Annotated in this window: 22 protein-coding genes and 1 tRNA gene; 12 read left to right on the top strand and 11 right to left on the bottom strand. The window is 74.2% G+C overall.

The window, feature by feature from the left end; genetic code table 11:
* Positions 1–372: 372 nt before the first annotated feature.
* On the bottom strand, positions 373–552 hold the full coding sequence (locus tag Q0858_RS09010) for a hypothetical protein (protein WP_299052986.1): 180 nt from the start codon (positions 550–552) through the stop codon (positions 373–375).
* A 52-nt stretch (positions 553–604) separates the two neighbouring features.
* Here Q0858_RS09010 and Q0858_RS09015 point away from each other — a divergent pair, with 52 nt between their 5' ends.
* Positions 605–1,252, top strand: a complete 648-nt coding sequence (locus tag Q0858_RS09015; RefSeq protein ID WP_299052988.1) for a hypothetical protein — start codon at positions 605–607, stop codon at positions 1,250–1,252.
* 17 nt (positions 1,253–1,269) lie between these two features.
* On the opposite strand, the gene Q0858_RS09020 is transcribed toward Q0858_RS09015, so the two are convergent.
* Genes Q0858_RS09020 through Q0858_RS09030 form a run of 3 tightly spaced genes read right to left on the bottom strand, consistent with a single transcriptional unit; the run spans position 1,270 to position 4,897 of the window.
* Complete coding sequence (locus Q0858_RS09020; protein WP_299052990.1) at positions 1,270–2,298, bottom strand: calcium/sodium antiporter; 1,029 nt, start codon at positions 2,296–2,298, stop codon at positions 1,270–1,272.
* 26 nt (positions 2,299–2,324) lie between these two features.
* Complete coding sequence (locus Q0858_RS09025) at positions 2,325–3,539, bottom strand: MFS transporter (RefSeq protein ID WP_299052992.1); 1,215 nt, start codon at positions 3,537–3,539, stop codon at positions 2,325–2,327.
* Positions 3,536–4,897 carry an NAD(P)/FAD-dependent oxidoreductase gene (locus Q0858_RS09030; RefSeq protein WP_299052995.1) on the bottom strand — a complete coding sequence of 454 codons (1,362 nt, stop codon included), beginning with the start codon at positions 4,895–4,897 and terminating at the stop codon, positions 3,536–3,538. The genes Q0858_RS09025 and Q0858_RS09030 overlap by 4 nt, the downstream gene beginning before the upstream one ends.
* A 268-nt stretch (positions 4,898–5,165) precedes the next feature.
* Here Q0858_RS09030 and Q0858_RS09035 point away from each other — a divergent pair, with 268 nt between their 5' ends.
* Positions 5,166–7,328: a DEAD/DEAH box helicase gene (locus Q0858_RS09035; RefSeq protein WP_299052997.1), complete on the top strand. Its 2,163-nt coding sequence runs from the start codon at positions 5,166–5,168 to the stop codon at positions 7,326–7,328.
* Between the two features lie 71 nt (positions 7,329–7,399).
* Positions 7,400–8,125, top strand: coding sequence for a hypothetical protein (locus Q0858_RS09040; protein WP_299052999.1), 726 nt, complete (start codon positions 7,400–7,402; stop codon positions 8,123–8,125).
* Between the two features lie 180 nt (positions 8,126–8,305).
* Here Q0858_RS09040 and Q0858_RS09045 read toward each other — a convergent pair whose 3' ends face one another.
* The 4 genes from Q0858_RS09045 to Q0858_RS09060 form a co-directional block, all read right to left on the bottom strand.
* Entirely contained in the window at positions 8,306–8,587 is a 282-nt protein-coding gene (locus Q0858_RS09045) for a hypothetical protein (RefSeq protein ID WP_299053001.1), read from the bottom strand.
* Positions 8,584–9,336, bottom strand: a complete 753-nt coding sequence (gene aqpZ / locus Q0858_RS09050) for an aquaporin Z (RefSeq protein ID WP_299053002.1) — start codon at positions 9,334–9,336, stop codon at positions 8,584–8,586. Before aqpZ ends, Q0858_RS09045 begins: the two co-directional genes overlap by 4 nt.
* A 123-nt stretch (positions 9,337–9,459) precedes the next feature.
* A complete protein-coding gene (locus tag Q0858_RS09055) occupies positions 9,460–9,903 on the bottom strand; it encodes a hypothetical protein (protein ID WP_299053004.1) in 444 nt (147 codons plus the stop codon).
* A 350-nt stretch (positions 9,904–10,253) separates the two neighbouring features.
* Positions 10,254–10,337 (bottom strand) — tRNA-Leu (locus Q0858_RS09060).
* A 184-nt stretch (positions 10,338–10,521) separates the two neighbouring features.
* Here Q0858_RS09060 and Q0858_RS09065 point away from each other — a divergent pair.
* The 7 genes from Q0858_RS09065 to pknB are packed head-to-tail and all read left to right on the top strand — an operon-like array spanning position 10,522 to position 19,864.
* The gene (locus Q0858_RS09065; protein ID WP_299053006.1) at positions 10,522–11,310 is read left to right on the top strand and encodes a DUF3662 and FHA domain-containing protein; all 789 of its coding nucleotides are present in this window, start codon (positions 10,522–10,524) and stop codon (positions 11,308–11,310) included.
* Positions 11,303–11,791 carry an FHA domain-containing protein gene (locus Q0858_RS09070; RefSeq protein ID WP_299053008.1) on the top strand — a complete coding sequence of 163 codons (489 nt, stop codon included), beginning with the start codon at positions 11,303–11,305 and terminating at the stop codon, positions 11,789–11,791. Before Q0858_RS09065 ends, Q0858_RS09070 begins: the two co-directional genes overlap by 8 nt.
* Positions 11,792–11,798: 7 nt before the next feature.
* Positions 11,799–13,415, top strand: a complete 1,617-nt coding sequence (locus Q0858_RS09075) for a protein phosphatase 2C domain-containing protein (protein WP_299053011.1) — start codon at positions 11,799–11,801, stop codon at positions 13,413–13,415.
* The gene (locus Q0858_RS09080; RefSeq protein WP_299053012.1) at positions 13,412–14,836 is read left to right on the top strand and encodes an FtsW/RodA/SpoVE family cell cycle protein; all 1,425 of its coding nucleotides are present in this window, start codon (positions 13,412–13,414) and stop codon (positions 14,834–14,836) included. The genes Q0858_RS09075 and Q0858_RS09080 overlap by 4 nt, the downstream gene beginning before the upstream one ends.
* Complete coding sequence (locus Q0858_RS09085; RefSeq protein ID WP_299053015.1) at positions 14,833–16,290, top strand: penicillin-binding protein 2; 1,458 nt, start codon at positions 14,833–14,835, stop codon at positions 16,288–16,290. The genes Q0858_RS09080 and Q0858_RS09085 overlap by 4 nt, the downstream gene beginning before the upstream one ends.
* On the top strand, positions 16,287–17,972 hold the full coding sequence (locus Q0858_RS09090; protein ID WP_299053017.1) for a serine/threonine-protein kinase: 1,686 nt from the start codon (positions 16,287–16,289) through the stop codon (positions 17,970–17,972). Before Q0858_RS09085 ends, Q0858_RS09090 begins: the two co-directional genes overlap by 4 nt.
* On the top strand, positions 17,969–19,864 hold the full coding sequence (gene pknB / locus Q0858_RS09095; protein WP_366916004.1) for a Stk1 family PASTA domain-containing Ser/Thr kinase: 1,896 nt from the start codon (positions 17,969–17,971) through the stop codon (positions 19,862–19,864). Before Q0858_RS09090 ends, pknB begins: the two co-directional genes overlap by 4 nt.
* A gap of 11 nt (positions 19,865–19,875) precedes the next feature.
* On the opposite strand, the gene Q0858_RS09100 is transcribed toward pknB, so the two are convergent.
* Positions 19,876–20,673, bottom strand: coding sequence for a DUF881 domain-containing protein (locus tag Q0858_RS09100; protein ID WP_299053019.1), 798 nt, complete (start codon positions 20,671–20,673; stop codon positions 19,876–19,878).
* Positions 20,674–20,774: 101 nt separating this feature from the next.
* On the opposite strand from Q0858_RS09100, the gene Q0858_RS09105 reads away from it, so the two are divergent.
* A complete protein-coding gene (locus tag Q0858_RS09105) occupies positions 20,775–21,452 on the top strand; it encodes a cell division protein CrgA (protein WP_299053024.1) in 678 nt (225 codons plus the stop codon).
* 315 nt (positions 21,453–21,767) lie between these two features.
* Here the strand turns inward: Q0858_RS09105 and Q0858_RS09110 are convergent, their stop codons facing one another.
* Together Q0858_RS09110 and Q0858_RS09115 are read right to left on the bottom strand one after the other, a co-directional pair.
* On the bottom strand, positions 21,768–22,601 hold the full coding sequence (locus Q0858_RS09110; protein ID WP_299053026.1) for a rhomboid family intramembrane serine protease: 834 nt from the start codon (positions 22,599–22,601) through the stop codon (positions 21,768–21,770).
* 113 nt (positions 22,602–22,714) lie between these two features.
* The gene (locus Q0858_RS09115; protein WP_299053028.1) at positions 22,715–23,236 is read right to left on the bottom strand and encodes a peptidylprolyl isomerase; all 522 of its coding nucleotides are present in this window, start codon (positions 23,234–23,236) and stop codon (positions 22,715–22,717) included.
* Positions 23,237–23,382: 146 nt separating this feature from the next.
* Here Q0858_RS09115 and Q0858_RS09120 point away from each other — a divergent pair, with 146 nt between their 5' ends.
* Positions 23,383–24,240 carry a hypothetical protein gene (locus Q0858_RS09120; protein WP_299053030.1) on the top strand — a complete coding sequence of 286 codons (858 nt, stop codon included), beginning with the start codon at positions 23,383–23,385 and terminating at the stop codon, positions 24,238–24,240.
* Positions 24,241–24,294 lie beyond the last annotated feature (54 nt).

The raw sequence follows: 24,294 nt of genomic DNA on the forward strand, positions 1-24,294 counted from the left end.
GGTCTCGAGGCTCGGGCCTGGCGGCCCTCACACCTCGACCACCGACCGGCACCGGAGGTCGAGGTGCGACGAGCCCCGGCGAGGAGCCACGAGACCCCGCGACGGTGTCGACAAGCCCGACCACCGACGGTACGAACCGACGTCCACCCACCGGGTCTCGAGGCTCGGGCCTGGCGGCCCTCACACCTCGACCACCGACCGGCACCGGAGGTCGAGGTGCGACGAGCCCCAGCGAGGAGCCACGAGACCCCGCGACGGTGTCGACAAGCCCGACCACCGACGGTACGAACCGACGTACGACCCACCGGGTCTCGTGGCTCGGGCCTGGCGGCCCTCACACCTCGACCACCGGTGATGCCGGGCGCGCGGGAGCTACTCGTCCTGCGGAGGGGTCTGCGCCTCGGCCTGCTGCGCGGCGAGGCGCTCGTGCAGGCGCTCGCGGACCTCGTCGGGGGTGAGGTGCGAGCGCCGCCGCTGGTCGCGCGCCACGACTGCGCCCGTGGCCGCCACCCCTGCCAGGCCCGCGAGACCGAGCCACCTCCACGCCTTCACGCGCGCCAACCTACGCCCGCGCCGCCGGCGTCCGCACTGCTTGACTGGCCTGGTGACGCAGCGCCTGTTCCGCCCGGAGGGCCTCGAGCTCGACGAGGCCCTCGACCTCACCCGCACCGGGGACCTCTGGCTCTTCCGCGGCTCCAGCGGCGCCGACCACGCCATCCGCATGCTGACGAACGCGCCGGTGAACCACGTCGGGATGTCCGTCGTCCTCGACGACATGCCGCCGATGATGTGGCACGCCGAGCTCGGCAGGGGTCTGGTCGACCTGTGGACCGGCAGCCACCACCGCGGCGTCCAGCTCCACGACCTCGGCGCCGCCGTCCGGCGCTGGCACGACGACTACGGCCAGCGGGCCTGGCTGCGCCAGCTGCAGCCCGAGGCCACCGGGGCGATGGAGGCCGCGGTGCTCTCGACCATCGCCCGGCTGGACGGCACCCCGTTCCCCCACACCGCCTCGCTGCTGGGCCGCTGGGTCCGCGGTCGCGTACGACGGCCCGCCGGGGTCGAGGAGACCTACTGCGCCGAGGTGGTCGCCGCGACGTACACCGCGATGGGACTGCTGGACGGCGCCCGGCCGACCAACTACTACGACCCGGGCCGGTTCTGGTCCGGCGACGAGCTGGAGCTCGTGGGCGCGGAGCTCGGCTGGGAGGTCGACGTCCGGGTGCCCCCCTCCGGAGAGGCTCGTTCCTAGGGCGTGTCCCTCCCTGCCTAGAGCACCTCGCGCAGCAGGTAGGTCAGGTAGACGAGGTAGGTCACGACGAACACGCCGCCCTCGGCCCGGCTGAGCCGCCGCCCGGTGACGAACGCCGGGACGGCGAGCAGGCTGACGGCGACGAGCAGCACCAGGTCGACGGCGAGGATCTCCCCCGGCACGGTGATACGGCCCGGGGCGAGCAGCACGGTGGGCCCGAGCACGAGCGCGACGTTGATGATGCTGGAGCCGACCAGGTTGCCGATCGCGAGGTCGCGCTCGCCTCGCAGGGTCCCGACGACGGTGGTCACCAGCTCGGGCGCCGAGGTGCCGATCGCGACGACGGTCAGCCCGACGAGGACGTCGCTGGCGCCCAGGGTGGTGGCGATCTCGACGGCCCCGCCGACGAGCATCTCCGAGCCGACGACCACCACGACGAGACCGGCGACCAGCACCAGCACCCGGCGCCCCGGCCTGCCCTCCGCCCTGGTGTCGGCGTCGGCCTCGGTGTGGGTGCCCGGGTCCGCGCCCGCGTCCTCCGACCCGAGGGCGGCCGCGAGACGCGGACCCACGAGCTGCGGGGCCACGGTCGGGACGACGACGACGGCGAGGTAGGCCACGCCGTACCCGGTGAGCAGCAGGCCGTCGAGGCTCGACAGCTCACCGTCGAGGCACAGCACGAGGAGCAGCACCGCCGCGCCGATCATCGCGGGGAGGTCGACGCGCAGGGTCCGGCCGTCGACGTCGACGGGCACCAGCAGCGCGGCGAGCCCGAGCACCAGCAGCAGGTTCACCAGGTTGGTGCCGACGATGTTGCCGACCGCGAGACCGGCGGTGTCGGCCAGCGCCGCGTTCACCCCGACCGCCAGCTCGGGCAGGCTCGTCCCGACCGACACGATCGTCACCCCCACCACGAACGGCGAGATGCCCCAGCGGGTGGCGAGGGCGGACCCCTCCCGCACGACCAGCTCCGCACCGACGACGAGCAGCGCGAGCCCGAGCACGAGCACCACGCCGGCGGCGACCGGCGAGAGGGCGGGCAGCATGGCGGGAGTCGACCACACCGGAGCCCTCAGGCGGTCCCCGACCCGCGCTCGCGGACACCGACCACGACCACGGCGACGAGCGCGAGGACGACGAGCGCGCCGACCCCCGCGGCCACGCCCGGCCAGGCTGCCGACTCCCAGGCGAGGCCGAGCAGGGCGCCGAGGACGCTCGACCCGCCGTAGTAGGCCATGACGTAGAGGGCGCTGGCCCGGTCGGGCCGCTCGCCACCGACGACCTGGGTCCAACCGCTGGCCGTGGCGTGGGCGGCGAAGAACCCCCCGGTGAGCACCAGGACGCCGAGCACGACCAGGCCGAGGACATCGGGCAACGTCAGCGCGACGCCGAGGCCCATCACCACCACGCCCGCCAGCAGCACCGGGGCGCGGCCGTAGGTGTCGGCGAGGCGGCCCGCCCACGTGGAGGTGACGGTGCCGACGAGGTAGGCGAGGAAGACCAGCCCCGCCAGCGCGGCGGGGAGCGAGAACGGCGCGGACTGCAACCGGTAGGTGAGGAAGTTGTAGACGCCGACGAAGCCACCCATCACCAGGAACGGGACGGCGACCAGCGCGAGCACGGACGGGTCCCGCAGCAGCCGCAGGGTGCTCGCCGCGGCCGGGGCGTCGGGTGGCCTCGCCGGGGTCGGCACCGCCGCCGGGAGCGCCCACCAGAACAGCGCGGTCGTGAGCGCAGCGAGCACCGCCACCGCGAGGGTGGCCCACCGCCAGCCCGCGAGGTCGACCACCGCCGAGCCGACCAGACGGCCGGTGACGCCACCGATGGAGTTGCCGGCGACGTACATGCCCATCGCGGCGCCCAGCCCGGCCGGGTGCACCTGGGTGCCGACGTGGCTCATCGCGACGGCGACGATCGCGGCCAGCGCGAGCCCGGCGGCGCCGCGCGCCCCGACCAGCACGCCGTACGTCGGGGCGAGGGCGCCCAGGGCGGTCAGCACCGTCGCGACGACCAGGGCCCCGCGCATCGCGCGCACGGGTCCGAGCCGCACCGCGAGGGCCGTGGCGGGGACGACGGCGAGCGCCACGGCGCCGGTGGCGGCGGAGACGCTGAGGCTGGCGGTCTCGGCCCCGATCCCGAAGTCCGCCGACAGCGCCGGCAGGAGCGGCTGGGAGGAGTAGAGGATCCCGAACGCCGCGAGCCCGGCGCACACCATCGCGGCGTTGAGCCGCCGGTAGCCGGGGGTGCCGGGCCGGTGCCGCGGGTCGTCCCCGGCGGGGGACGTCACCCGGCCGTGCCGCGCGGGGCCCCCAGCTCGGCGAGGACCGCGCGGGCCACGCGGTCGCCGCTGACCAGGGCGCCCTGGATCGAGGCGGTGTCGCGGTGGTCGCCCGCGAGGTGCAGGCCGCGGCGTCCCGGGACGGCGGTCGGCCGGTGCGTCGACAGCGGCGCCGGCTGCGCGGGCAGCGCGAGGTCGACGACGTGGCGGACCACGAGCTCCCAGCGGTCCTCCGCGCCGGGCCGGGCGCCGAGCAGCCGTGCCGCGTGCCGTCGTACGTCGGCCTCGGCGGGCTCGCGACCGGCCCGGCGGTCCGCGAGGGCCGAGGCCTGCACCAGGTGCCGGCCGGGCGGGGCGTAGCTGGGGGCGGCGTGGCTGACGACGGCGGTGTTCACGACCGGGCCCGACGCGGGCTCCCCGCCGTCGACGTGCAGCAGCGCGCTGTCGGTGGGGGCCTCGTCGGTGGCCCACCAGCAGGTGACGACGCCGCGGGTACGCGGGGCGGGAACACCGGTGAGGGTCCCGGCGGTCCTCGGGTCCGTGGCGACGACGACCGCCCGGGCGCGCAGGGCGCCGCCGGCGGTGCGGACCAGCGGCCCGGCGCCGCCGCGGTCCTCGAGGGCCGCGACCGAGCACCCCAGCCGCACCCGCTCGCCGAGCGGTGCCGCGAGCTGCGCGGGCAGCGCCGCCATGCCGTCGCGGGGCAGCGAGGGCCGGCCGGTCAGGAACGAGCGGAGCAGGAGCAGGACGAACTGCGACGACGTCGCGCCCGAGTCGTCGAGGACCACCCCGGACAGGAAGCGCTCCAGCACCCGCCGCAGCTCGCCGCGGGCGCCGGCGGCGTCGAGGGCCTCGGCCAGCGGGCGGTCCCGGGCCGGGTCGAGGCGGGAGGCCAGCGGCCGGCCGCCGGGGGCGCCGCGGGACACCAGCTCGCGAGCGGTGTGACGCAGGAGGGGCGCGGCCCAGCGCGCGAGGGCGACCGCGTCGCGGGGCGCGCGGCCGGCGCCGAGGGCGCCCCACAGCGTCGAGGGGAGGGTGCCGGGCTCGCGCAGCGGGTCACCGAGGGTGAGGGAACGGCCCGTGGCCGCGTCGCGGGCGACGACGGCCGCGCCGAAGGGCTGCACGCCGAGCGCGTCGACGTCGACCCACCGTCGTACGGCGGGGTAGGCGGGGTTCAGCAGCTGGAAGCCCCGGTCGGCGAGGAACCCGTCCACCCGGTCGGTGGCCACCCGCCCGCCGACCACCTCGCCCGCCTCGAGGACGAGGACGTCCCGCCCCGCGTCCTGCAGGGCCCGGGCGCAGCGCAGGCCCGCCAGCCCGGCCCCCACGACGACGACCTCGGCGTCCGCGCCGCTCGTTCGCTCCACGCCCCCATGCTCCCCCATGGCTCGTCGTCGCGACCCGCAGGACGGGCGGGACGGGTGATATCGTCGGTGGTGGTCGACGGTTCGCCGTCGGCCGAGGCCGCCCGAGCAGCGGGCGTGCCGCCAGGGGGAAGCACATCGCGGGCCCACGTGCCCAGTCCTCCCCGCGAGGAACAGGCGTCGGCTCGGCGCCGCGACCAGACCCGCGCACGACGGCCCGTCCGAGGGAGCACCTCGGGGACGGACCGGGCGTACGCGGAGGAGGAGCCAGGTGGCTCGGACACAGGAGAACCGTGCGGGTGGCGGTGCGCGGTCGAACACCCGCAGCAACGGCAACGGCAACGGCAACAACGGCAAGCAGCGCCGCAACGGCAAGCCCCGCGACGAGGAGGGCATCCTCCCCGTCCTCGCCCGCGCCGTGCGCGAGGTCGAGTCCCGGGCGCAGCGCCGGCACCTGAACTCGGACCAGCGGACGACGTTCCAGGTCGTCGCCCTGCTGGCCCGCGAGGAGCGGACCCGCGTCAAGGCCGACACCGAGCTGACCGAGGCCCGCCGCGCCGAGCAGCTCAAGCGCCTCGACGGGATCGCCACGATCCTGGCCAAGACCGCCACGACCGACAGCACGCTGTTCACCCTGCTCGGCGACGACGCCGAGATCACCGCCGACGCCCGGGCCCTGCGTCGCGAGATGCTCGAGTCCGCCGGCCTCGCCGTGGCCGACGACCGCCCTGCCGTCGACGCCTCCGGCGACCCCGACGCCCTCGTCGACCGTCAGGTCGTGCCGCGCTCGGTGGTGCGCCGCCAGCTCGCGAACCCGTTCCAGACCCCCGAGTACATCGACGTCACGGACCTCCCGACCCCCGCCCGCCGCCTGGCGTCGTGGGAGCTGCTCGGACCCCTCTTCGAGTCCTTCGAGCGCGCCACCGACGGCCGGGCGTCGTCGATGGAGCTGCCCGAGGACGCCTCCCGCCGTACGCCGGCCGGCCCGGAGCTCATGGAGCACCAGGCCGCGCTCGTGGCCGCCGCCGACGCCGGTCACCGCACCTTCCTCCTCGCCGACGAGCCGGGCCTGGGCAAGACCGCGCAGGCGCTGCTGGCCGCGCGGGCCGCGAAGGCCTTCCCCCTGCTGGTCGTCGTCCCGAACGTCGTGAAGTCCAGCTGGGTCCGTGAGGCCCGGCGCTGGACCCCGGGACACCCGGTGACCGCGATCCACGGCGACGGCCACGACCTCGACGCGTTCGCCGACATCGTGGTCGTCAACTACGACGTCCTCGACCGGCACGTCGGCTGGCTCGGCGAGTTCGGGTTCCGCGGGATGGTCGTCGACGAGGCCCACTTCATCAAGAACCGCTCCTCCCAGCGCTCGCGCAACGTGCTGAGGCTCTCCGAGCGCATCCGCGAGCGCCGCGCCCGGCCGCTGCTGATGGCGCTGACCGGCACGCCGCTGATCAACGACATCGAGGACTTCCGGGCGATCTGGCAGTTCCTCGGCTGGATCGGCGAGAAGGCGCCCACGCCGTACCTGCTGGGCAAGCTCGAGGACACCGGCCTCACCCCGATCGACCACCAGTTCTCCGGAGCGGCCCGCCGCTGCGTCATCGACATGGGCATCGTGCGTCGCCGCAAGGTCGACGTCGCCAGCGACATCCCGGCGCGCCGGGTCGCGGACCTGCCGGTCGAGCTGGACGGCGAGGTCGGTCGCTCCATCGCCGCTGCCGAGCGCGAGCTGGCGACCCGCATGGTCGGCCGCTACGACGCCGCCATGGCGGCGCGCGGCACCCCGTCGGCCGAGATGGACCTCGACCTGGTCCACGCCATCGCGGTCAGCGAGCGCAAGGACTCCGAGGGCTCGAAGACCGGCGAGAACGTGTTCGGCATGATGCGCCGCATCGGCCGTGCCAAGGCCGGCCTGGCGGCGGACTACACCGCCCAGCTGGCGCGCAGCGTCGGCAAGGTCGTGTTCTTCGCCAAGCACATCGACGTGATGGACGCCGCCGAGGAGGCCCTCGCGTCCCGCGGGATCCGGTACAGCTCGATCCGCGGGGACCAGACCGCGGCGCAGCGCCAGGCCGCCATCGACGGGTTCACCGGCGACCCCGAGGTGCAGGTCGTGGTCTGCTCGCTCATGGCCGCCGGCGTCGGGCTGAACCTGCAGGTCGCCTCGGACGTCGTCCTCGCCGAGCTGTCGTGGACCGACGCCGAGCAGACCCAGGCGATCGACCGCGTCCACCGCATCGGCCAGGACCGTCCCGTCACCGCGTGGCGCATCATCGCCGCGCAGACGGTCGACGCCCGGATCGCCGAGCTGATCGACGCGAAGGCCGGCCTCGCCGCCCGCGCGCTCGACGGCTCGGACACCGAGGCGGGCTCGTCGGCCGACGTCCAGGTCCAGGCGCTGGAGGCCATGCTCGTCGAGGCGCTGCGGGCCCGCTGAGTCCCGACGTCGCGGGCGGGTCACGTGGTTGGATGTGGCCTCGCTGGGACGTCGACTCGGGGGGCTGCCGGATGACCAGGACGACAGGAGCGACGCGCGGGCGTCGTACCGCCGCGGCGGGAGCGCTGCTGGTGCTCACCGGCGTGCTCGCCGCCTGCGGCGGCGGTGACGCCGAGGAGGAGCCCTCCGGGACCGCGTCGAGCGGGTCCGCGGAGAGCCCCGACGCCGAGGCGTCCGACGGGTCCTCGGAGGAGTCGTCGGAGGAGTCGTCCGAGGAGTCGTCCGAGGAGTCCGACGAGCCGAGCGCCGACTCCGAGCCGACGCCGCCGGGCACCGTCCTGGACGCCGACGAGCCCGCGGTGGTGGAGCTGCCCTACACCGGCGGCGGGCGCGGCCTGTACGCCGTCGACCTCGTCTCGGTCGAGGAGCAGCCGCTCTCCCAGCTCCCGCCGGACGTCCCCACGCAGCCCGGCGACACGCTCTACTACGTCACCCAGGACTGGACGATGCTCGACAAGGGCGACGGCTCGGTGACGGGCATGAACCTGCTCAACCACACGTCGGTCTCGGTCGGCGACGACTTCCAGATCACCTCGGTGCTCTTCGCCGACACCTCCGGCTGCGAGGTGAACCAGTTCGTCCCCGCGGACGGCGACTCCGGCAAGACCCGCACCAGCTGCACGGCGTACCTGGTCCCGCGGGGCGAGTCCATCGAGCAGGTCTGGTTCTTCGAGTTCACCTCGAAGTTCGACTACTCCACCGGCGGGAACCCGGTGCGCTGGCGCGTCGACGTCTGAGTCGCGAGGACCCGGGATGACCCGGGATGACCCGGGCGGCCTCGTCGCCGCGGCCGGGCTGAGAACCAGCCCGGCACCCGCGGCACCGGCCGCGGCGACGAGGAGGAGGAAGGGACACCGTCGTCCCCACCTCGTGCTTCCATGATGACGCTGTTGCAACCAATGCGCAACAAGGCGCGCTCAGGCGGTGGCGAGCCGCCGTCCCGGTGCCCCCGGCCGCGCCGCCAGGAGGCACGCGGCCGCGGGGGCGTTCAGCACGGGGACCAGCACCTCGGCCACCGCCTCGACCATGGCCTCCACGACGCCCGGCCGCAGCCGCTCGCGGGCCAGCTCGGCGCGCAGCAGCCGCAGGTCCAGGCGCAGGTCCGCGCTGTCGCGGGCGCTGAGCCCGGTCGCGGTCGCGGCGATCTGGGCGACGTGGGCGAACACCTCCGCCTCGCCCCGCAGCACGTCGTGGGTCACCGGACCGCCTCGGACTCGTCGCCGTCCACGTCCGTGCCCTCGCGGCGCACGCCCGTGACGGCCCCGTACGTCGCCCCGGCCAGCAGGGCGCCCACGACCGGCGCGACGAGGAACAGCCACACCTGGCCGAGCGCGGAGGGGTCGAAGAAGGCCACCGCCAGCGACCGGGCCGGGTTGACCGAGGTGTTCGAGACCGGGATCGAGACCAGGTGGATGGCCGTCAGCGCGAGCCCGATGGCCAGCGGGGCGAAGCCGACGGGGGCGCGGCGGTCGGTCACGCCGAGGATCACGTAGAGGAAGCCGAAGGTCAGCACGGTCTCGACGACGGCCACCGCCAGGAGGCTGTAGCCCGCGGGCGAGTCCGCGCCGAAGCCGTTGGTGGCGAACCCGTCGGCGGTGGTGAAGCCGGAGCGGCCGGAGGCGACGACGTAGAGGACCGCCGCACCGAGCGTGCCCCCGACGACCTGCGCGACGACGTACGCCGGCACGTCGCGCCACGCGAAGCGACGGGCGACGGCCAGGCCGACGGTGACCGCGGGGTTGAAGTGACCGCCGGAGACGTGGCCGACGGCGTACGCCATCGTCACGACCGCGAGGCCGAAGGCCAGCGCGACACCTGCGAAGCCGACCTCGTCCCCGGCAAGCACGGCGGTGCCGCACCCGATCAGGACGAGCCAGCCGGTGCCGACGGCCTCGGCGGCGACGCGGTGGGTGAGACGGGGCGTGGTGGTCGCAGCAGCGCGACTCATCGGGTGTCCTCCTGAGATCCGGCGTCCCGGTGGTCCGGGACGCTCCAGGACATCAGTCGCGCGGCGGGAGGAGATCGGCACGCTCGCGGGGCGGTGACACCCGTCTCACCTGACCCGCCCGCCTCAGGTCAGGCAGGGGGGACCGAGGTCGGGCACCGGGTCGGCGGCGGGGCTGGACCCCGCTCCGGGCTCGGGTCGGGCATCGGAGAGGCTGCGGGCCGCGCTCTCGGGCAGCGCGGGGGTGAGGACCTCGAGGACCGAGTCGACGACGGCGTCGACGACCTGCGGCCGGAGCCGGCCGCGGTCGCACTCCAGGCGGAGGACCGCGAGATCGCTCTGCACCTCGTCGCGGCGGCGCGCGGGAAGGCTCGAGAGCGTCAGGGCGACCTGGGACAGGTGCGCGAACAGGAGGACCCGCGTACGGAGGTCGGGACCCCCGGTGGAGGCCGACTCCGGCCCCCCGGCGGTGCCGTCGGGCTCTGCTCCCGGGCACGGCTGCCGGGTCCGCCGCGTGCGGAGGGCAGGCCTCGAGGACCGACGGTTGTCCCGGCGGTCCGGCTGGTCCATGCGTGCGACGGTGATGGTTCCTCCCTGTCCACAGTTCCGTTCGACACCGGAACCACTCACGGATTGGTCGTGACGGGCTGCGGACTCCTCACAGGTTCCACCCCGTGACCTCGGTCATGCGTGCCTCCCCGCGACCGCCGTCCGTGCCCGGCGCGCGGACCTGGTCGGCGCACGCCCCGGGCCCACGAAACGCCGTCTGGGCGGACGAAACTTCGTGGGCCCGGAGGGGGTTTCACCAGCCGACCGGTGAAACCCGAGGCGGGTGAGGCCCCTGTGACCACGGCCCGACACGCCCCGCCCGCAGGGACGACGAAGGCCCCGGTCCGATGGACCGGGGCCTCCGCACCACGTGCGCGAGGGGGGAGTTGAACCCCCACGCCCTTTCGGGCACACGGACCTGAACCGTGCGCGTCTGCCTATTCCGCCACTCGCGCCAGAAGCCTGGTGAGAGTATCCCAGCGCTTCCGACATGCCCAAACCGGGCCGAGTGCACCCGCGCCGACGACCCGGACCCCGATACGATCGCCCCCGACCCGGCTCGACCCGGGCGCCAGCGTGCTGCCCGACTCACCCGACGGTCGGCACCATGACGCGGAACCAGGACGAGGAGGAGGTGCGATGGGACGCCTGCAGGACTTCGAGAACAAGCTGGAGCAGGCCATCTCGGGCGTCTTCGCCCGCGCCTTCCGCAGCGCGGTGCAGCCGGTGGAGATCTCGGCGGCCCTGCAGCGCGAGGTCGACAACAACGCCCAGATCCTCAGCCGCGACCGCCGACTGGTGCCCAACGACTTCCACGTCGAGCTGTCCGCGACCGACCTGGAGCGTCTCGCGCCGTACGACTCCGCGATGGCCCGCGAGCTGACGGACACGCTGCGCAAGCACGCCGAGCAGCAGAGCTACGTCTTCCCCGGCCCGGTCTCGATCGCGTTCGAGTCGGCCGAGGACCTCACCACCGGCCGGTTCCGCATCCGCAGCCGCGCGCAGGCCAAGGTCACCGGCCGCGACGACTTCCCCGCCGACGGCTACGCCGAGCACGGCCAGGGCGAGGGCGGGTACGGCGGGCACGACCAGGCCCAGGGCGGCCGCCGCGCCACCCGGGCGGTGCTCGAGGTGAACGGCACCCGTCACGCGCTGCGTTCCCCCGGGCTCGTGGTGGGCCGCGGCACCGACGCCGACGTCCGCATCAACGACCCCGGCATCAGCCGCCGCCACATCGAGTTCCGCGTCGGCGAGGGCCGTGCGGACCAGGGCAGCCCGCTCCACCTGTCGGTGCGCGACCTCGGGTCGACCAACGGCATGACGGTCGACGGCGTCCGCGTCGCGCAGTCCCCCCTCGGCCACGGGTCGACGGTGAAGATCGGCAACACCACGATGACCGTCATGGTCGAGGACGGCCCCCGTGTCTGAGCTGACGCTGTTCCTGATCCGCTTCGCCTACCTGGCGATCCTCTGGATCTTCGTGCTCTCCGCGATCTCCGTGATCCGCTCCGACATGTTCGGCGCCCGCGTGCCCGACACCGGCCGCGGCCGGCTCGGCCGCAAGGAGAAGGCGGCGCGTGCGCCGAAGGCGACGAAGGGCCCGTCGCGACGTCGCGGCGCCCCCACCCACCTGCTGGTCGTCGAGGGCAGCAACGCCGGCGAGCGCGCCGAGCTGGCCGACGCGCCGCTGCTGATCGGCCGCGGCAACGACGCGGCGATCCGCCTCGACGACGACTACGCCTCCACCCGCCACGCCCGCGTCGCGGCCTTCGAGGACGACTGGTTCGTCGAGGACCTCGGGTCCACCAACGGCACCTACATCGGCAGCGCCCGGATCACGCAGCCCACCACCATCACGCTCGGCGTGCAGGTGCGGATCGGCAAGACGATCCTCGAGCTGAGGAAGTGACGCCCCGATGACCTCGGTCCCCCCGGGCACCCCCGGCCCGCCGCCCCCGGGCGACGGCGAGCAGGTGGCACCACCCCAGCCCGCACCCCAGCCGACCCAGCCGCTCCCGGCGCAGGCCGCCCCGCAGCCGCGCACGGAGCCGCTCGAGGTGCCGCCGTCCCCCGACGACGACACCGCGCAGTCGGCCGGCGGCCTGGTCACGCCGGGCTCGCTGCGGCTGTCGTTCTCCGCCGTCTCCGACGTCGGGCGCGTCCGCAAGGACAACCAGGACTCCGGGTACGCCGGCGCGTGGCTGCTCGCGGTCTGCGACGGCGTCGGCGGCGGCGCGCGGGGCGACATCGCCTCGTCCACCGCGGTCTCGCAGCTGCGGCGCCTGGACGAGCCCCCCGGCGAGGACCTGCTGGGCCTCGTGGCCGGGGGCCTGCACCGCGCCCACGACCGGATCGCGGAGCTCGTCGACGAGGACCCCGCCCTCAACGGCACCAGCACCACCGCGACCGTCGCCCTGTTCGACGGGACCCGCGTCGGCGTCGCGCACGTCGGGGACAGCCGCGCCTACCTGATGCGCTCGCGGACCCTGACCCAGCTCACCCGCGACCACACCTTCGTGCAGAGCCTCATCGACGAGGGACGCATCACCGAGGCCGAGGCCCGGACCCACCCCCACCGCAACCTGATCCTCAAGGCGCTCGACGGGATGCGGGACCCCGAGCCCGACCTGTTCGTCGTCGACCTCGCGGTCGGCGACCGCCTGCTGCTGTGCAGCGACGGCGCCTGCGGCGTCCTGGACGACGACACGATGCTGGGCATCCTCGCCGACGGCACGCCGGACTCCGCGGCCCTCGAGATGGTGCAGGCCGCGCTCGCGGCGGGCAGCACGGACAACGTGACCTGCGTCGTCGCGGACGTCGTCCCCGTCGACCTGCCACCCGAGCCCGGCTCGGCCGCCGTCGACGAGCACGGCGCGCTGACGCCGCTGCTGGTCGGCGCCGCCGCGGAGCTCCCGCGGCGCGGCGGCGGCCAGACCCGCTCCATCGGGTTGTTCCGCGGCCACCGCTCCGGCGGCGACACGACGACCGAGGAGCGGGACCTCCCGCCCGAGGCCCCCGACGCCATCTCCTCGGACCCCATCGACCCCGAGCGCGCCCGCTACGCCCCGCGACCCCCGCGCCGGTTCCTCTGGCTGCGCCGGCTCCTGGTCGCCGCCGTGGTCGTGGGGCTGCTGTGGGCGGCCGGCGCCGCGCTGTGGTCCTGGAGCCAGTCGCAGTACTACGTCGGGGACTCCGACGGCGTCGTCACGATCTATCGCGGCCTGAACGCCGAGGTCCCCGGCGTGACGCTGTCCAGCCCGCTGGAGGAGAGCGACGTCCCCCTCGACGAGCTGCCCTCCACCGACGCCCAGGCGGTCCGCAACGGCATCGAGGCCGACGACCTGGACGACGCCCGCGCCACCGTGGAGGACCTCGCGACCCGCCGCTCCGACGGCGAGGGCAGCGGCGGTCTCGCGCCGGAGGACGACCCCAGCCAGAACCCGAGCGGCGACCCGAGCCAGGACCCGAGCAGCGACCCCAGCCAGCAGCCCACCGGCCAGCCCTCGGGCGGCCAGCAGGGGGGCACCACGTGAGCCGGACCGACGCCGCCACCGGCACCGGGTCGGGTGAGTTCGTCCACCGCCGCCGGCGAGGAGCGGAGCTGTTCCTCCTGGTCGTGGCCCTCCTGGTCGGCCTCGGCGCGTACGCCGCCGTGGGCCTCGGCATGGAGGGCGAGATCCCGGCGGACATGTTCACCTACGGCGGCGGGCTGACGGTGATGATCGTCGCCTGCCACCTGGTCGTCCGCTTCGTCGCGCCGTACGCCGACCCGGTGCTGCTGCCCGTCGTGGCCGCCCTCAACGGGCTTGGCCTCGCAGTCATCCACCGGCTCGACCTCACGTACGGCGAGATCGGCCAGAAGGACGACTACGCCCAGCAGCAGCTGATCTGGATGGCCCTCGGCGTCGTCCTGTTCCTCGCCACCCTGCTGCTGCTGCGCGACCACCGCACGTTGCAGCGGTTCACCTACACCTCGGGGCTGCTGGCGATCGTCCTGCTGCTGCTGCCCCTGATGCCGATCATCGGCACCGAGATCAACGGTGCCCGGATCTGGATCAACGTCGCCGGCTTCAGCTTCCAGCCCGGCGAGGTCGCCAAGGTGCTGCTGGTCGTCACGTTCGCCGGCTACCTCGTGCTGCACCGCGACGCGCTGGCGCTCGCCGGTCGTCGCCTGCTGTTCGTCGACCTGCCCCGCGGGCGCGACCTCGGCCCGATCCTCGCGATGTGGCTGGTCAGCCTGGGCATCCTGGTCTTCCAGCGCGACCTCGGCTCCTCGCTGCTGTTCTTCGGCCTCTTCCTGGTCATGCTGTACGTCGCCACGGAGCGGCCCGGCTGGCTCGTGGTCGGCGGCACCCTGTTCGCCGCCGGCGCGTTCGCCGGCTACCAGGCGTTCGGCCACGTCCGGCAGCGCTTCGACCTGTGGCTCGACCCGTTCGCGTTCTACGGCGAGGGCACCAACGACCTCGGCCGGCAGTCCGTCGAGACCCAGTTCGGCATGGGCTGGGGCGGTCTCATCGGCCGCGGCTTCGGCAACGGCCGGCCCGAGCTGATCCCGTACGCCAACTCCGACTTCATCTTCGCCGCGATCGGCGAGGAGCTCGGCCTGACGGCGGTCATGGCCATCATCGTCTGCTACGGCCTGATCGTGGAGCGGGGCCTGCGCACCGCCGTGACCTGCCGTGACGGGTTCGGCAAGCTGGCGGCCACCGGCCTGGCGGTCACCTTCGCGCTGCAGGTGTTCGTCGTCGTCGGCGGCGTGACCGGTCTGATCCCGCTGACGGGCCTGACCACCCCGTTCCTGTCGTACGGCGGGTCGTCGCTGGTCGCGAACTGGGTCATCGTGGCGCTGCTGCTGCGGATCTCCGACCAGGCCCGCCGGCCGCTGCCGTCGATGCTGAGCACGGAGCCCGACCCCGAACCCGACGCCGAGGAGACCCAGGTGGTGAAGCTGTGAACCGCCCGATCCGCACCCTGGCCGTCTTCTGCCTGCTGCTCTTCGGCGCGCTGATGGTCAACGCCACCGTCATCCAGTACGTCGAGGCCGGCGAGCTGAACGCGAACCCGTCGAACCGACGCGTCGTCGACGCCACCTTCGCCCGCGAGCGCGGCGACATCCTGGTCGGCCGGGAGCCGATCGCGACGTCGGTGCCGAGCGACGACGAGTTCGAGTACCAGCGCGAGTACCTCGCGCCCTTCCGGTACGCCCACGTCAGCGGCTACTTCTCCTACTTCAGCCAGACCGGCATCGAGCGCACCCAGAACTCGGTGCTCTCCGGCGACGACTCCCGGCTGTTCGTGACCCGGCTGGTCGACATGGTCTCCAACTCCGAGCCCGTGGGCGGGTCCGTCGAGCTCACGCTCGACGACGGCGCGCAGACCGCGGCGTACGAGGGCCTCGAGGCGCTGGGCCCCTCGACGGAGGGCGCGGTCGTGGCGATCGAGCCGTCCACCGGCAAGGTGCTGGCGATGGTCTCCTCCCCCTCGTTCGACACCAACCGCTTCGCCGACCACGACTTCGCCGCGCTGAACGACACCTTCGAGGAGCTGGACGCACGCGAGGACGAGCCGCTGCTGAACCGGGCGATCCAGACCACCCTGCCGCCCGGGTCGACCTTCAAGCTCGTCACCGCGGCCGCGGCGCTGGAGAACGACATCGCCACCTCCGCCGACGACCCGGTGCCGGGCGGGCCGTCGTACCAGCTGCCGCTCACCGACATCTCGGTCGAGAACGGCGGGCGCGACTGCGGGTCGGGGGACATCCCGTTCACGCAGGCGATGGAGCAGTCCTGCAACACCACCTTCCTGGCGCTGGCCGACGAGATCGGCGTCGAGGACATGCAGGAGCAGGCGGAGAAGTTCGGCTTCAACTCCTCCTACCTCGACGACCTGCCGCTGCAGGCCGAGTCCCGCTACCCCGGCGACCTCGACGAGCCGCAGACCGCACTGTCCGGCATCGGCCAGTCCGACGTCGCGGCGACGCCGCTGCAGATGGCGATGGTCGCCGCCGGCATCGCCAACGACGGGACCGTCATGAAGCCGTACGTCGTCGACGAGGTCCGCTCCCCCGACCTCGACGTCCTCGACCGGACCGACCCGAGCGAGCTGTCCGAGGCCACGAGCCCCGAGACCGCCGAGGTGATCACCGAGATGATGGTCAACACCGTCAGCGTGGGGACGGCGACGCCCGCCGCCATCCCCGGCATCGACGTCGCCGGCAAGACCGGCACCGCGGAGAGCGCCCCGGGCCGGCCGCCGTACGCGTGGTTCGTCTCCTTCGCGCCCGCCGAGGACCCGCAGGTCGCCGTCGCCGTGCTGGTGGAGGCGCCCGGCGGCCAGCAGGAGATCGCCGGCGGCACCCTGGGCGGCCCGATCTCCCGCGCGGTCACCGAGGCGGTGATCGACCAGTGAGCGGCTACGACGGCACGGGCGGCCCCGGGGACACCGGCCAGCAGGTCCCCCACCCCTCCGACGGGTACGCCGACGACGCGCACCGCTACCGCCTCGACTCCCGCATCGCCACCGGCGGCATGGGCGAGGTGTGGCTCGCGACCGACGAGACCCTCGGGCGCCGGGTCGCGGTGAAGCTGCTGAAGAACGAGCTCGCCGACGACGCCGGCTTCCGCACCCGGTTCGAGACCGAGGCCCGCAACGCCGCCCGCCTGCAGCACCCGGGCGTGGCCGGCGTCTTCGACTACGGCGAGGGCGCACCCCGGCAGGGGTCGGCGAGCCCCCGGCCCTACCTGGTCATGGAGTACGTCGACGGGCAGCCGCTGTCGGCGCTGCTGCGCCCCGACGCGCCGATGCCCGCGCCCGTGGCGGTCGAGCTGCTGGCGCAGACCGCCGACGCGATCGGCGCCGCGCACGCCGCGGGGATCGTGCACCGCGACGTGAAGCCCGCCAACCTGCTGGTGACGTCGGACCGGAAGATCAAGATCACCGACTTCGGCATCGCCCGCGCCGCCGAGGGGGTGGCGCTGACGCAGACCGGTCAGGTGATGGGCACCCCGCAGTACCTGGCGCCCGAGCAGGCCGAGGGCAAGCAGGCCACGCCCGCCTCCGACGTCTACTCGCTGTCGTGCGTCGCCTTCGAGTGCCTCACCGGACGACGCCCCTTCACCGGGGAGTCCTCGGTGTCGGTCGCGCTCGCGCACCTCCGCGAGCCCGTCCCGTCGCTGCCCGACTTCGTGCCGGCCGACCTCGCGGCCGTGGTGACGCGTGGGCTGTCGAAGAAGCCCGAGGAGCGCTACGCCGACGGGTTCGAGTTCGCCCGCGCGCTGCGCGACCCCGCGTCGTACTCCGGGCCCGCCGGGGCCACTGGTCCTGTGGGGGCCGGTGCCGGGGGCGCCCGGGGCGCCGGGGTCGCGGGGGCCGCCCTCGCCGGAGGCGCCGCCGGGCTCGCCGCCGGTGGGCTGGCCGCAGCGGCCGGTCGGGACGACGGTGCCGGGGGCGACGTCAACGAGCGCACGTCCGTGATGCCCGCGACCGGGGCGAACCCGGCCGCCGGTGGCGCCGGGGGTCCCGGGGCGCCGACCTCGGCGACCCAGGTGGACCCCGACGGTCCCTCGCAGCGACCGGTGCCGCCGCCGCCCTCGGCGTACCGGACGACGACGACCGACGAGCGCGCTCCGGACCGGCGGAGGAAGAAGGTCCCGGCCTGGCTGCCGGTCGCGGTCCTGGTGGCCGCGGCGCTCCTCGCGGTCCTCGTGCTGGCGCTCGTGTTCGGCGGCAACGACGACACGGAGCAGCCCACCGAGCGACCGTCGGACCGGAACACCCAGCAGACGGAGGAGCCGGAGACCCCGGAGCCGAGCTCGGAGGAGCCGCCGCCCACCACCGAGGCGCCCCCGACGACCGAGGCCCCGCCCACCACCGAGGCGCCCCCGACGACCGAGGCCCCGCCCACCACCGAGGCCCCGCCGACGACCGAGGCCCCGCCCACCACCGAGACCCCGCCCGAGGAGCCGACGGAGGACCCGGCGACCGACCCGGAGATCGAGGACCCCGAGGACCTGTCCGAGGACGCGAGCGGCACCACCGGCCCGGGCCAGGGGTCGGGGCCGATCGCCCCGGAGCCGGGCGGCGGGCCGTGACCCCCACCGGGTCCTCCGGCGGTCCCGTCGTCGGCGGGCGCTACGAGCTCGGTGAGCTGCTCGGCCGGGGTGGCATGGCCGAGGTGCGCAAGGGCACGGACTCCCGTCTGGGTCGCGTGGTCGCGGTGAAGCGGCTGCGCACCGACCTGGCGAGCGACGCGACGTTCCAGGCGCGCTTCCGGCGCGAGGCGCAGTCGTCGGCCTCGTTGAACCACCCCGCGATCGTGTCGGTCTACGACACCGGCGAGGAGCTGTCGACCGACGGCAGCGACGTCGCCCAGCCCTACATCGTCATGGAGTACGTCGCGGGCCGGACGCTGCGTGAGGTGCTCTCCGAGGGCCGCAAGATCCTCCCCGAGCGCGCCCTCGAGATCACCTCGGGCGTGCTGTCGGCGCTGGACTACAGCCACCGCGCGGGGATCATCCACCGCGACATCAAGCCCGGTAACGTGATGCTCAACCCCGCCGGCGACGTCAAGGTCATGGACTTCGGCATCGCCCGCGCCGTCTCGGACGCGTCCTCGACGATGACCCAGACCGCGGCCGTCGTCGGCACCGCGCAGTACCTCTCCCCCGAGCAGGCCCGCGGCGAGACCGTCGACTCCCGCTCCGACGTGTACTCCACCGGCTGCCTGGTCTACGAGCTCCTCACCGGACGGCCGCCGTTCGTGGGCGACAGCCCGGTGGCGGTCGCCTACCAGCACGTCCGGGAGCCGGCGACGCCGCCGTCGCAGTTCGAGGAGGACCTCGACCCGGAGATCGACCAGATCGTCATGAAGGCGCTGGCGAAGCGGGTCGAGGACCGCTACCAGAGCGCGGCCGCGATGCGCTCGGACATCGAGCGCTACCTGGCCGGCCGGCCGGTGCAGGCGCCTGCGGTGGTGGTGGCGCCGCCGCCTCCCCCCGTTCAGGACGTCTCCACCGCGAGCATGGCCGCCACCGGCGGACCCCTCGAGGAGAGGGAGGAGAGCTCCCGCGCCCGGACGGCCTGGTTCGTGCTGCTGGCGCTGCTCCTCATCGCCCTCGTGGGGGTCGGCGCCTACTTCGCGCCCCGCCTGTTCGAGCGCGAGCCCGATCCCGTGACCGTCCCCAACGTGGTCGGCATGACCGAGGACCGGGCCCGCCAGGAGCTCGGCAACGCCCAGCTCGGCGTCGCGGAGCCCGACTACCAGCCCGACCCGGACGTGCCGGCCGACCGCGTGATCAGCCAGGACCCCGGTCGCGACGAGGACGTCGAGCTCGGCACGGAGGTCACCCTCGTCATCTCCGAGGGTCCGCCGGACGTCGACGTCCCCAACGTCGTCGGGCAGAGCCGTCAGGCCGCCCGTCAGACCCTGCGCAGCGCGGGCCTCGACCCCACCTTCGTGGTCGTCGACTCCGACGAGGACCAGGGGGAGGTCATCAGCACCGACCCCGAGGCGGACGAGACCGTCACCGAGGGCACGGAGGTGACCGTCAACGTCTCCGACGGGCAGAACCAGATCCCGAACGTCGTGGGCCAGCAGCAGGAGACCGCCCAGCAGGCGGTCGAGGCCGAGGGGTTCACGGTCACGATCGCCATCGACGCCGAGAGCACGGAGCTCGCGGGGACCGTCGTCCGGATGTCCCCGGAGGCCTTCACCCCGGCGCCCCAGGACTCCGAGGTCGTGCTGTTCGTGTCGGCCTACGAGCCGCCCCCCGAGGACGACGAGACCCTCGAGCCGCCCGGCGACGGGAACGGCAACGGCAACGGCGGGGGCAACGGCAACGGCGGAGGAAACGGGAACGGCGGCGGCAACGGCGGCGGCAACGGCGGCGGCAACGGGAACGGGAACGGCGCCAACGGGCCGGGCGCAGACGGTCCGGTCGGCGGCGGTCCCGGTGGTGGGCCCGGAGCGGGGCCCCTCGGCTAGGGCGTGGGGCTCTAGTCCATCGGCTCGGCGTACGAGGTCGTGACGACGCCCTCGTACGGCGGTGCGGTGAGCAGGCTGTCGAGCTGCACGTCGTACCCGACGGCGACGTCCGGTCGTGCGGCGTCGACCCGGAAGGACGTCACGGCGTCGTCGGCGTCGAGCGAGGCGACCATGTCGTAGGCCGGGCCGACAGCCTCGATCGTGTACGGCTCGGGGAAGACGAGCCCCTGCAGCTGGACGACGCTGCCGGCGCACTTGATGCCGGTCGTGGACACGATCCGCCGGCCCTCGAGCGTGATCGCCTCCGCCCCGCCGCGCCACAGCGCGTTGACGACGGCCTGGAGGTCCTGCTGGTGGACGACGAGGCGGTTGGGCTCGATCTCGGAGGTCTCGGCGACCTCGTCGGGTGCGTCGGCGAGCGTCACGGTCACGCCCTCCCCGGTGACCGGCTCGAGGCCGGCGACCCCCCGGACGCGGGCGGAGCGGTCGCGGTAACGACGCGCGGTCCGGTCCCCGCCGGCCCTGCCCAGGTCGGCGACCTCCTCGGTCAGGTCGCGGGCCCGGTCCTGCAGCGCGTCGACCTCCCGGTTCTCGGCGCGCACCACCGACCCGAGGTCGGCGTACCGGCCCGGGCGGAGGTCGGTGCCGTCGCTGTTGGCGGCACTCGTCACCACCAGTCCCCCGCAGACCGCGAGGGCCAGCGGGGTCGCCCAGCGCCAACCCGACCGCCTCGGGGTCGCTGGGCCGTCCGAGAACCCGGAGTCGGGCTCCGGGCCCGTCTTCGGGGGCTTCTCGGGTTCGGCTGGCACGACGACTACGCTAGCCGCACGGGTGTGACGTGCGCCCAGGGCGCCGGAGCGCGCCGCGCCGTACCCCGCCGCCCGCCGCCGCACCGAGGAGTCACCCAGGCATGTCCGACGAGAAGGCCGACAAGACCACCGACGACGAGACCCCCACGGGCTCCACGACCCCGGCGGCCGCGGCGGCCCCCGTGAAGCGCACCACGGCGACCAGCAAGGGCGCCTCCGGCAACCCCGCCAAGGCCGGCCGCACGGCCGGGTCGGACGCACGGGTGGACAAGAAGGCCGACAAGGTGGCGGACAAGAAGGCGGCGCGGTCGGCCCGCCGTCCCCAGCAGGAGAAGCTGAACCTTTCCGGCAACGACCCGCTGAGCGGCCGCGTGTGGCGCTCGCCCCGCTTCGTCCTCGGCACCGTGATGGCGCTCGGCGGGATCGCCTGGCTGGTCTTCTACTACCTCCGGGTCCGCCCGGACGGCACGGGCGCCGAGCCCGGCGGCCCGGCGTTCATGGGTGACCTCGGCCAGTACAACTACCTCATCGGCTTCGGCCTGATCATGGTCGGGCTGGTCGTGCTCGCCCACAAGTCGACCCCGCTCGGCCGCGGCCGCGGCGTCGTGGTGGGGATGCTCGGCTGCTTCCTCGTGGGCCTCCTGTGGATCTGCACGTTCTACGTCATCACCGACGACCTCTCCGCGATCCCGGTCTTCAACGACCTCGGCCAGTTCAACCTCATGGTCGGCATCGCCTTCATGGCCGTGGGCTTCACCTTCGCCACCAAGTGGGAGTGACCCCACCCGCCCGTCTCACAGCGGTGTAGTTCTCCACAGCGGTGGATGAACCTGTGGAGGACTACACCGGTGTAACTCCTCCACAGCGGTGGACAACCCTGTGGACAACTCGCGACGTGCCGAGCTGGGGTTTCACGGGTCGACCCGTGAAACCCCGTCTGGGCTGACGAAGTTTCGTCAGCCCGGAGGGGGTTTCACCAGCCGGCTGGTGAAACCAGAGGCAGCCGGGACGCCCGAGACAGCCGGGGCGCGCGGGGCGGCGGGGACAGCAGAGACCCCAGAGACCCCAGAGGCGCCTGGGAGCAACCGGACCGGTCAGGCCAGCAGCAGGACGCGCGCGACGATCAGCCCGGCGAGGACCAGCGTGACGAGGGCCAGGCCCGCGACCTGGTACGTCGTGCGGCGGGTGCGGGGGGCGTACACGAGGACCGCGGCGACGGCGACGCCGCCGAGCAGACCGCCGAGGTGCCCCTGCCAGGAGATGAAGCTGCTGCCGACGACGGTGATGAGCACGTTGATGCCCAGCAGCGTCAGGATCGGCCGGACGTCGCCGCCCACCTTGAGGCCGACGACCAGCAGGGCGCCGAAGAGCCCGAACACCGCGGTGGAGGCGCCGACGGTGCCTCCGAGCGGGTCGGACAGCCACAGCACCGCGGTCGAGCCCGCGAGGCCGGACAGCAGGAACAGCGCGACGAAGCGCGCCCGGCCGAGCGCGAGCTCGAGCTGGGGGCCGATCACCCACAGCGCCAGCATGTTGAACGCGATGTGCCACCACTCGACGTGGGTGAACATCGACGTCACCAGCTGCCAGGGGGCGCCGCCCGCGACGCCGGCGACCCAGTCGCCGTCCCCGTTCAGCTGGGCGCAGGCACCCGACGACGTGATCGACGGGTAGTAGTCCGACGGGGCGCTCACCGAGCGGCAGAGGCCGTCCGGCATCAGGGCGAGCAGCTCGTAGAGCCGCCCGCCCCGACCGCCGGTCACCAGGAGCGCCAGCCAGACCACGACGTTGATCCCGATCAGGACCGCCGTCGTCAGCGTCGGGTTGCCCGGCCGGGTCCCGCCGTACGGCGTCCGCGCGCTGCGGGTCGCCTTCACGCCCTCACGGACGCAGTCGGGACACTGGAAGCCCACCGACGCGTCGCGCATGCAGTCGGGACAGATGGGCCGGTCGCACCGCTGGCAGCGGATCCAGGTCTCGCGGTCGGGGTGCCGGTAGCAGGCCGGCCCGGCGGGCGCCCCGGGCGAGGGGGTGGGCTCGGTCAGCTGATCTCGACCGACTCGATCACGACTGCGTCCTTCGGGCGGTCCATCGCCCCGGTCGGGGTCGTGGCGATGGCGTCGACGACCTCGCGGGAGGCCTGGTCCGCGACCTCGCCGAAGATCGTGTGCCGGTTGGTCAGGTGGGGGGTGGGCCCCACGGTGACGAAGAACTGCGAGCCGTTGGTGCCGGGCCCGGCGTTCGCCATGGCGAGCAGGTAGGGGCGGTCGAAGGAGAGCTCGGGGTGGAACTCGTCCTTGAACTGGTAGCCCGGACCGCCGGTGCCGGTCCCGAGCGGGCAGCCGCCCTGGATCATGAAGCCGTCGATGACGCGGTGGAAGCCGAGGCCGTCGTAGAACCGGCCGGTCGTCGTCTGGCCGGTCTTCGGGTCCTTGTACTCCTTCGTGCCCGACGCGAGGCCGGTGAAGTTCTCGACCGTGGCCGGGGCGTGGTTCCCGAACAGGTTCACCACGATGTCGCCTTTGTTCGTCCTGAGCGTCGCGGTGGCGGTGCCGTCAACCATGTCGTCCTCTCGATGCGCGGGCCGCGCCCGGTTCGGGGCGCGACGAGTACGCCGCGATCCTCCCACGCACGACAAGGTGCGAGCGTCCGCGGTGCGGTGGGGTACGGCATGATCTAGGCAGCCACCGACGTCACCGAGGAGGGCCCATGGGTCTGCGTACGAAGAAGTCCCCGCTCGAGCAGGCGAAGGGGCAGGCGAGCGACCTCGCCGACGCCGTCCGCCCGAAGCTCGCCGACGCCCGCGAGAAGGCGGTCGAGAAGGCCACCGAGCTGAGCGTGGAGGCCCGCAAGGCCGCCACCCCGGTGCTCGAGGAGGCGCGCCATAAGGCCGCCGACCTGTCGGAGGCCGCGCGTGAGCGGGCCTCCAGCGTCGCCGACGACGCCCGCTCCGCCGCGCAGTCGCGCGTGGACGACGCCCGCTCCGCGGCCGACCCCTACGTGAAGGACGCCCGCAAGAAGGCGAAGAAGGCCCGCAAGTCGGCCAAGAAGAACGTCGGGCCGTACGCCGACCTCGCCCGCGCCAAGGCCGGCCCGCACGTCGAGCACGCCCGCGAGGTCGCGGCGCCGCACGTCGCCGAGGCCAAGGCGTCCGCCGCCGAGCGTGCCGCCGCCGGCGCCGCCTTCCTGGCCACCAAGGCCGACGAGCGCAGCGACCTGGCGGGCAAGACCGCCAAGAAGCTCCGCAAGGAGGCCACCAAGGCGCAGAAGGGCGGCGGCAGCAAGCTCAAGAAGCTGCTCGTCCTCGGCCTCCTCGCCGGCATCGGCGCGGTCGTGTTCAGCAAGCTCCGGAGCTCCGGCGAGGACAACTGGCAGTCGTCGTACACCCCGACGCCCCCGCCGCCCGCCCCGCGCCCGGTGCCGACCCCGGCCGCCGGCACGCAGGACGACACCGCCGGCGCCGACCCTGCCGAGGCCGCCTCGGACTCCGCCGACGCCCCTCACCCGGTGACGGACCCCGACCACCCGGCCACCGAGGTCGACGTGTCGGACCCCGACCAGCGCTGACGCACGACCCGCACCGCTCGCACCACAGCTCCACCCCACGGACGGCCCGCCGCG

The organism is uncultured Nocardioides sp. (assembly GCF_947489365.1).
Taxonomy (GTDB): domain Bacteria; phylum Actinomycetota; class Actinomycetes; order Propionibacteriales; family Nocardioidaceae; genus Nocardioides.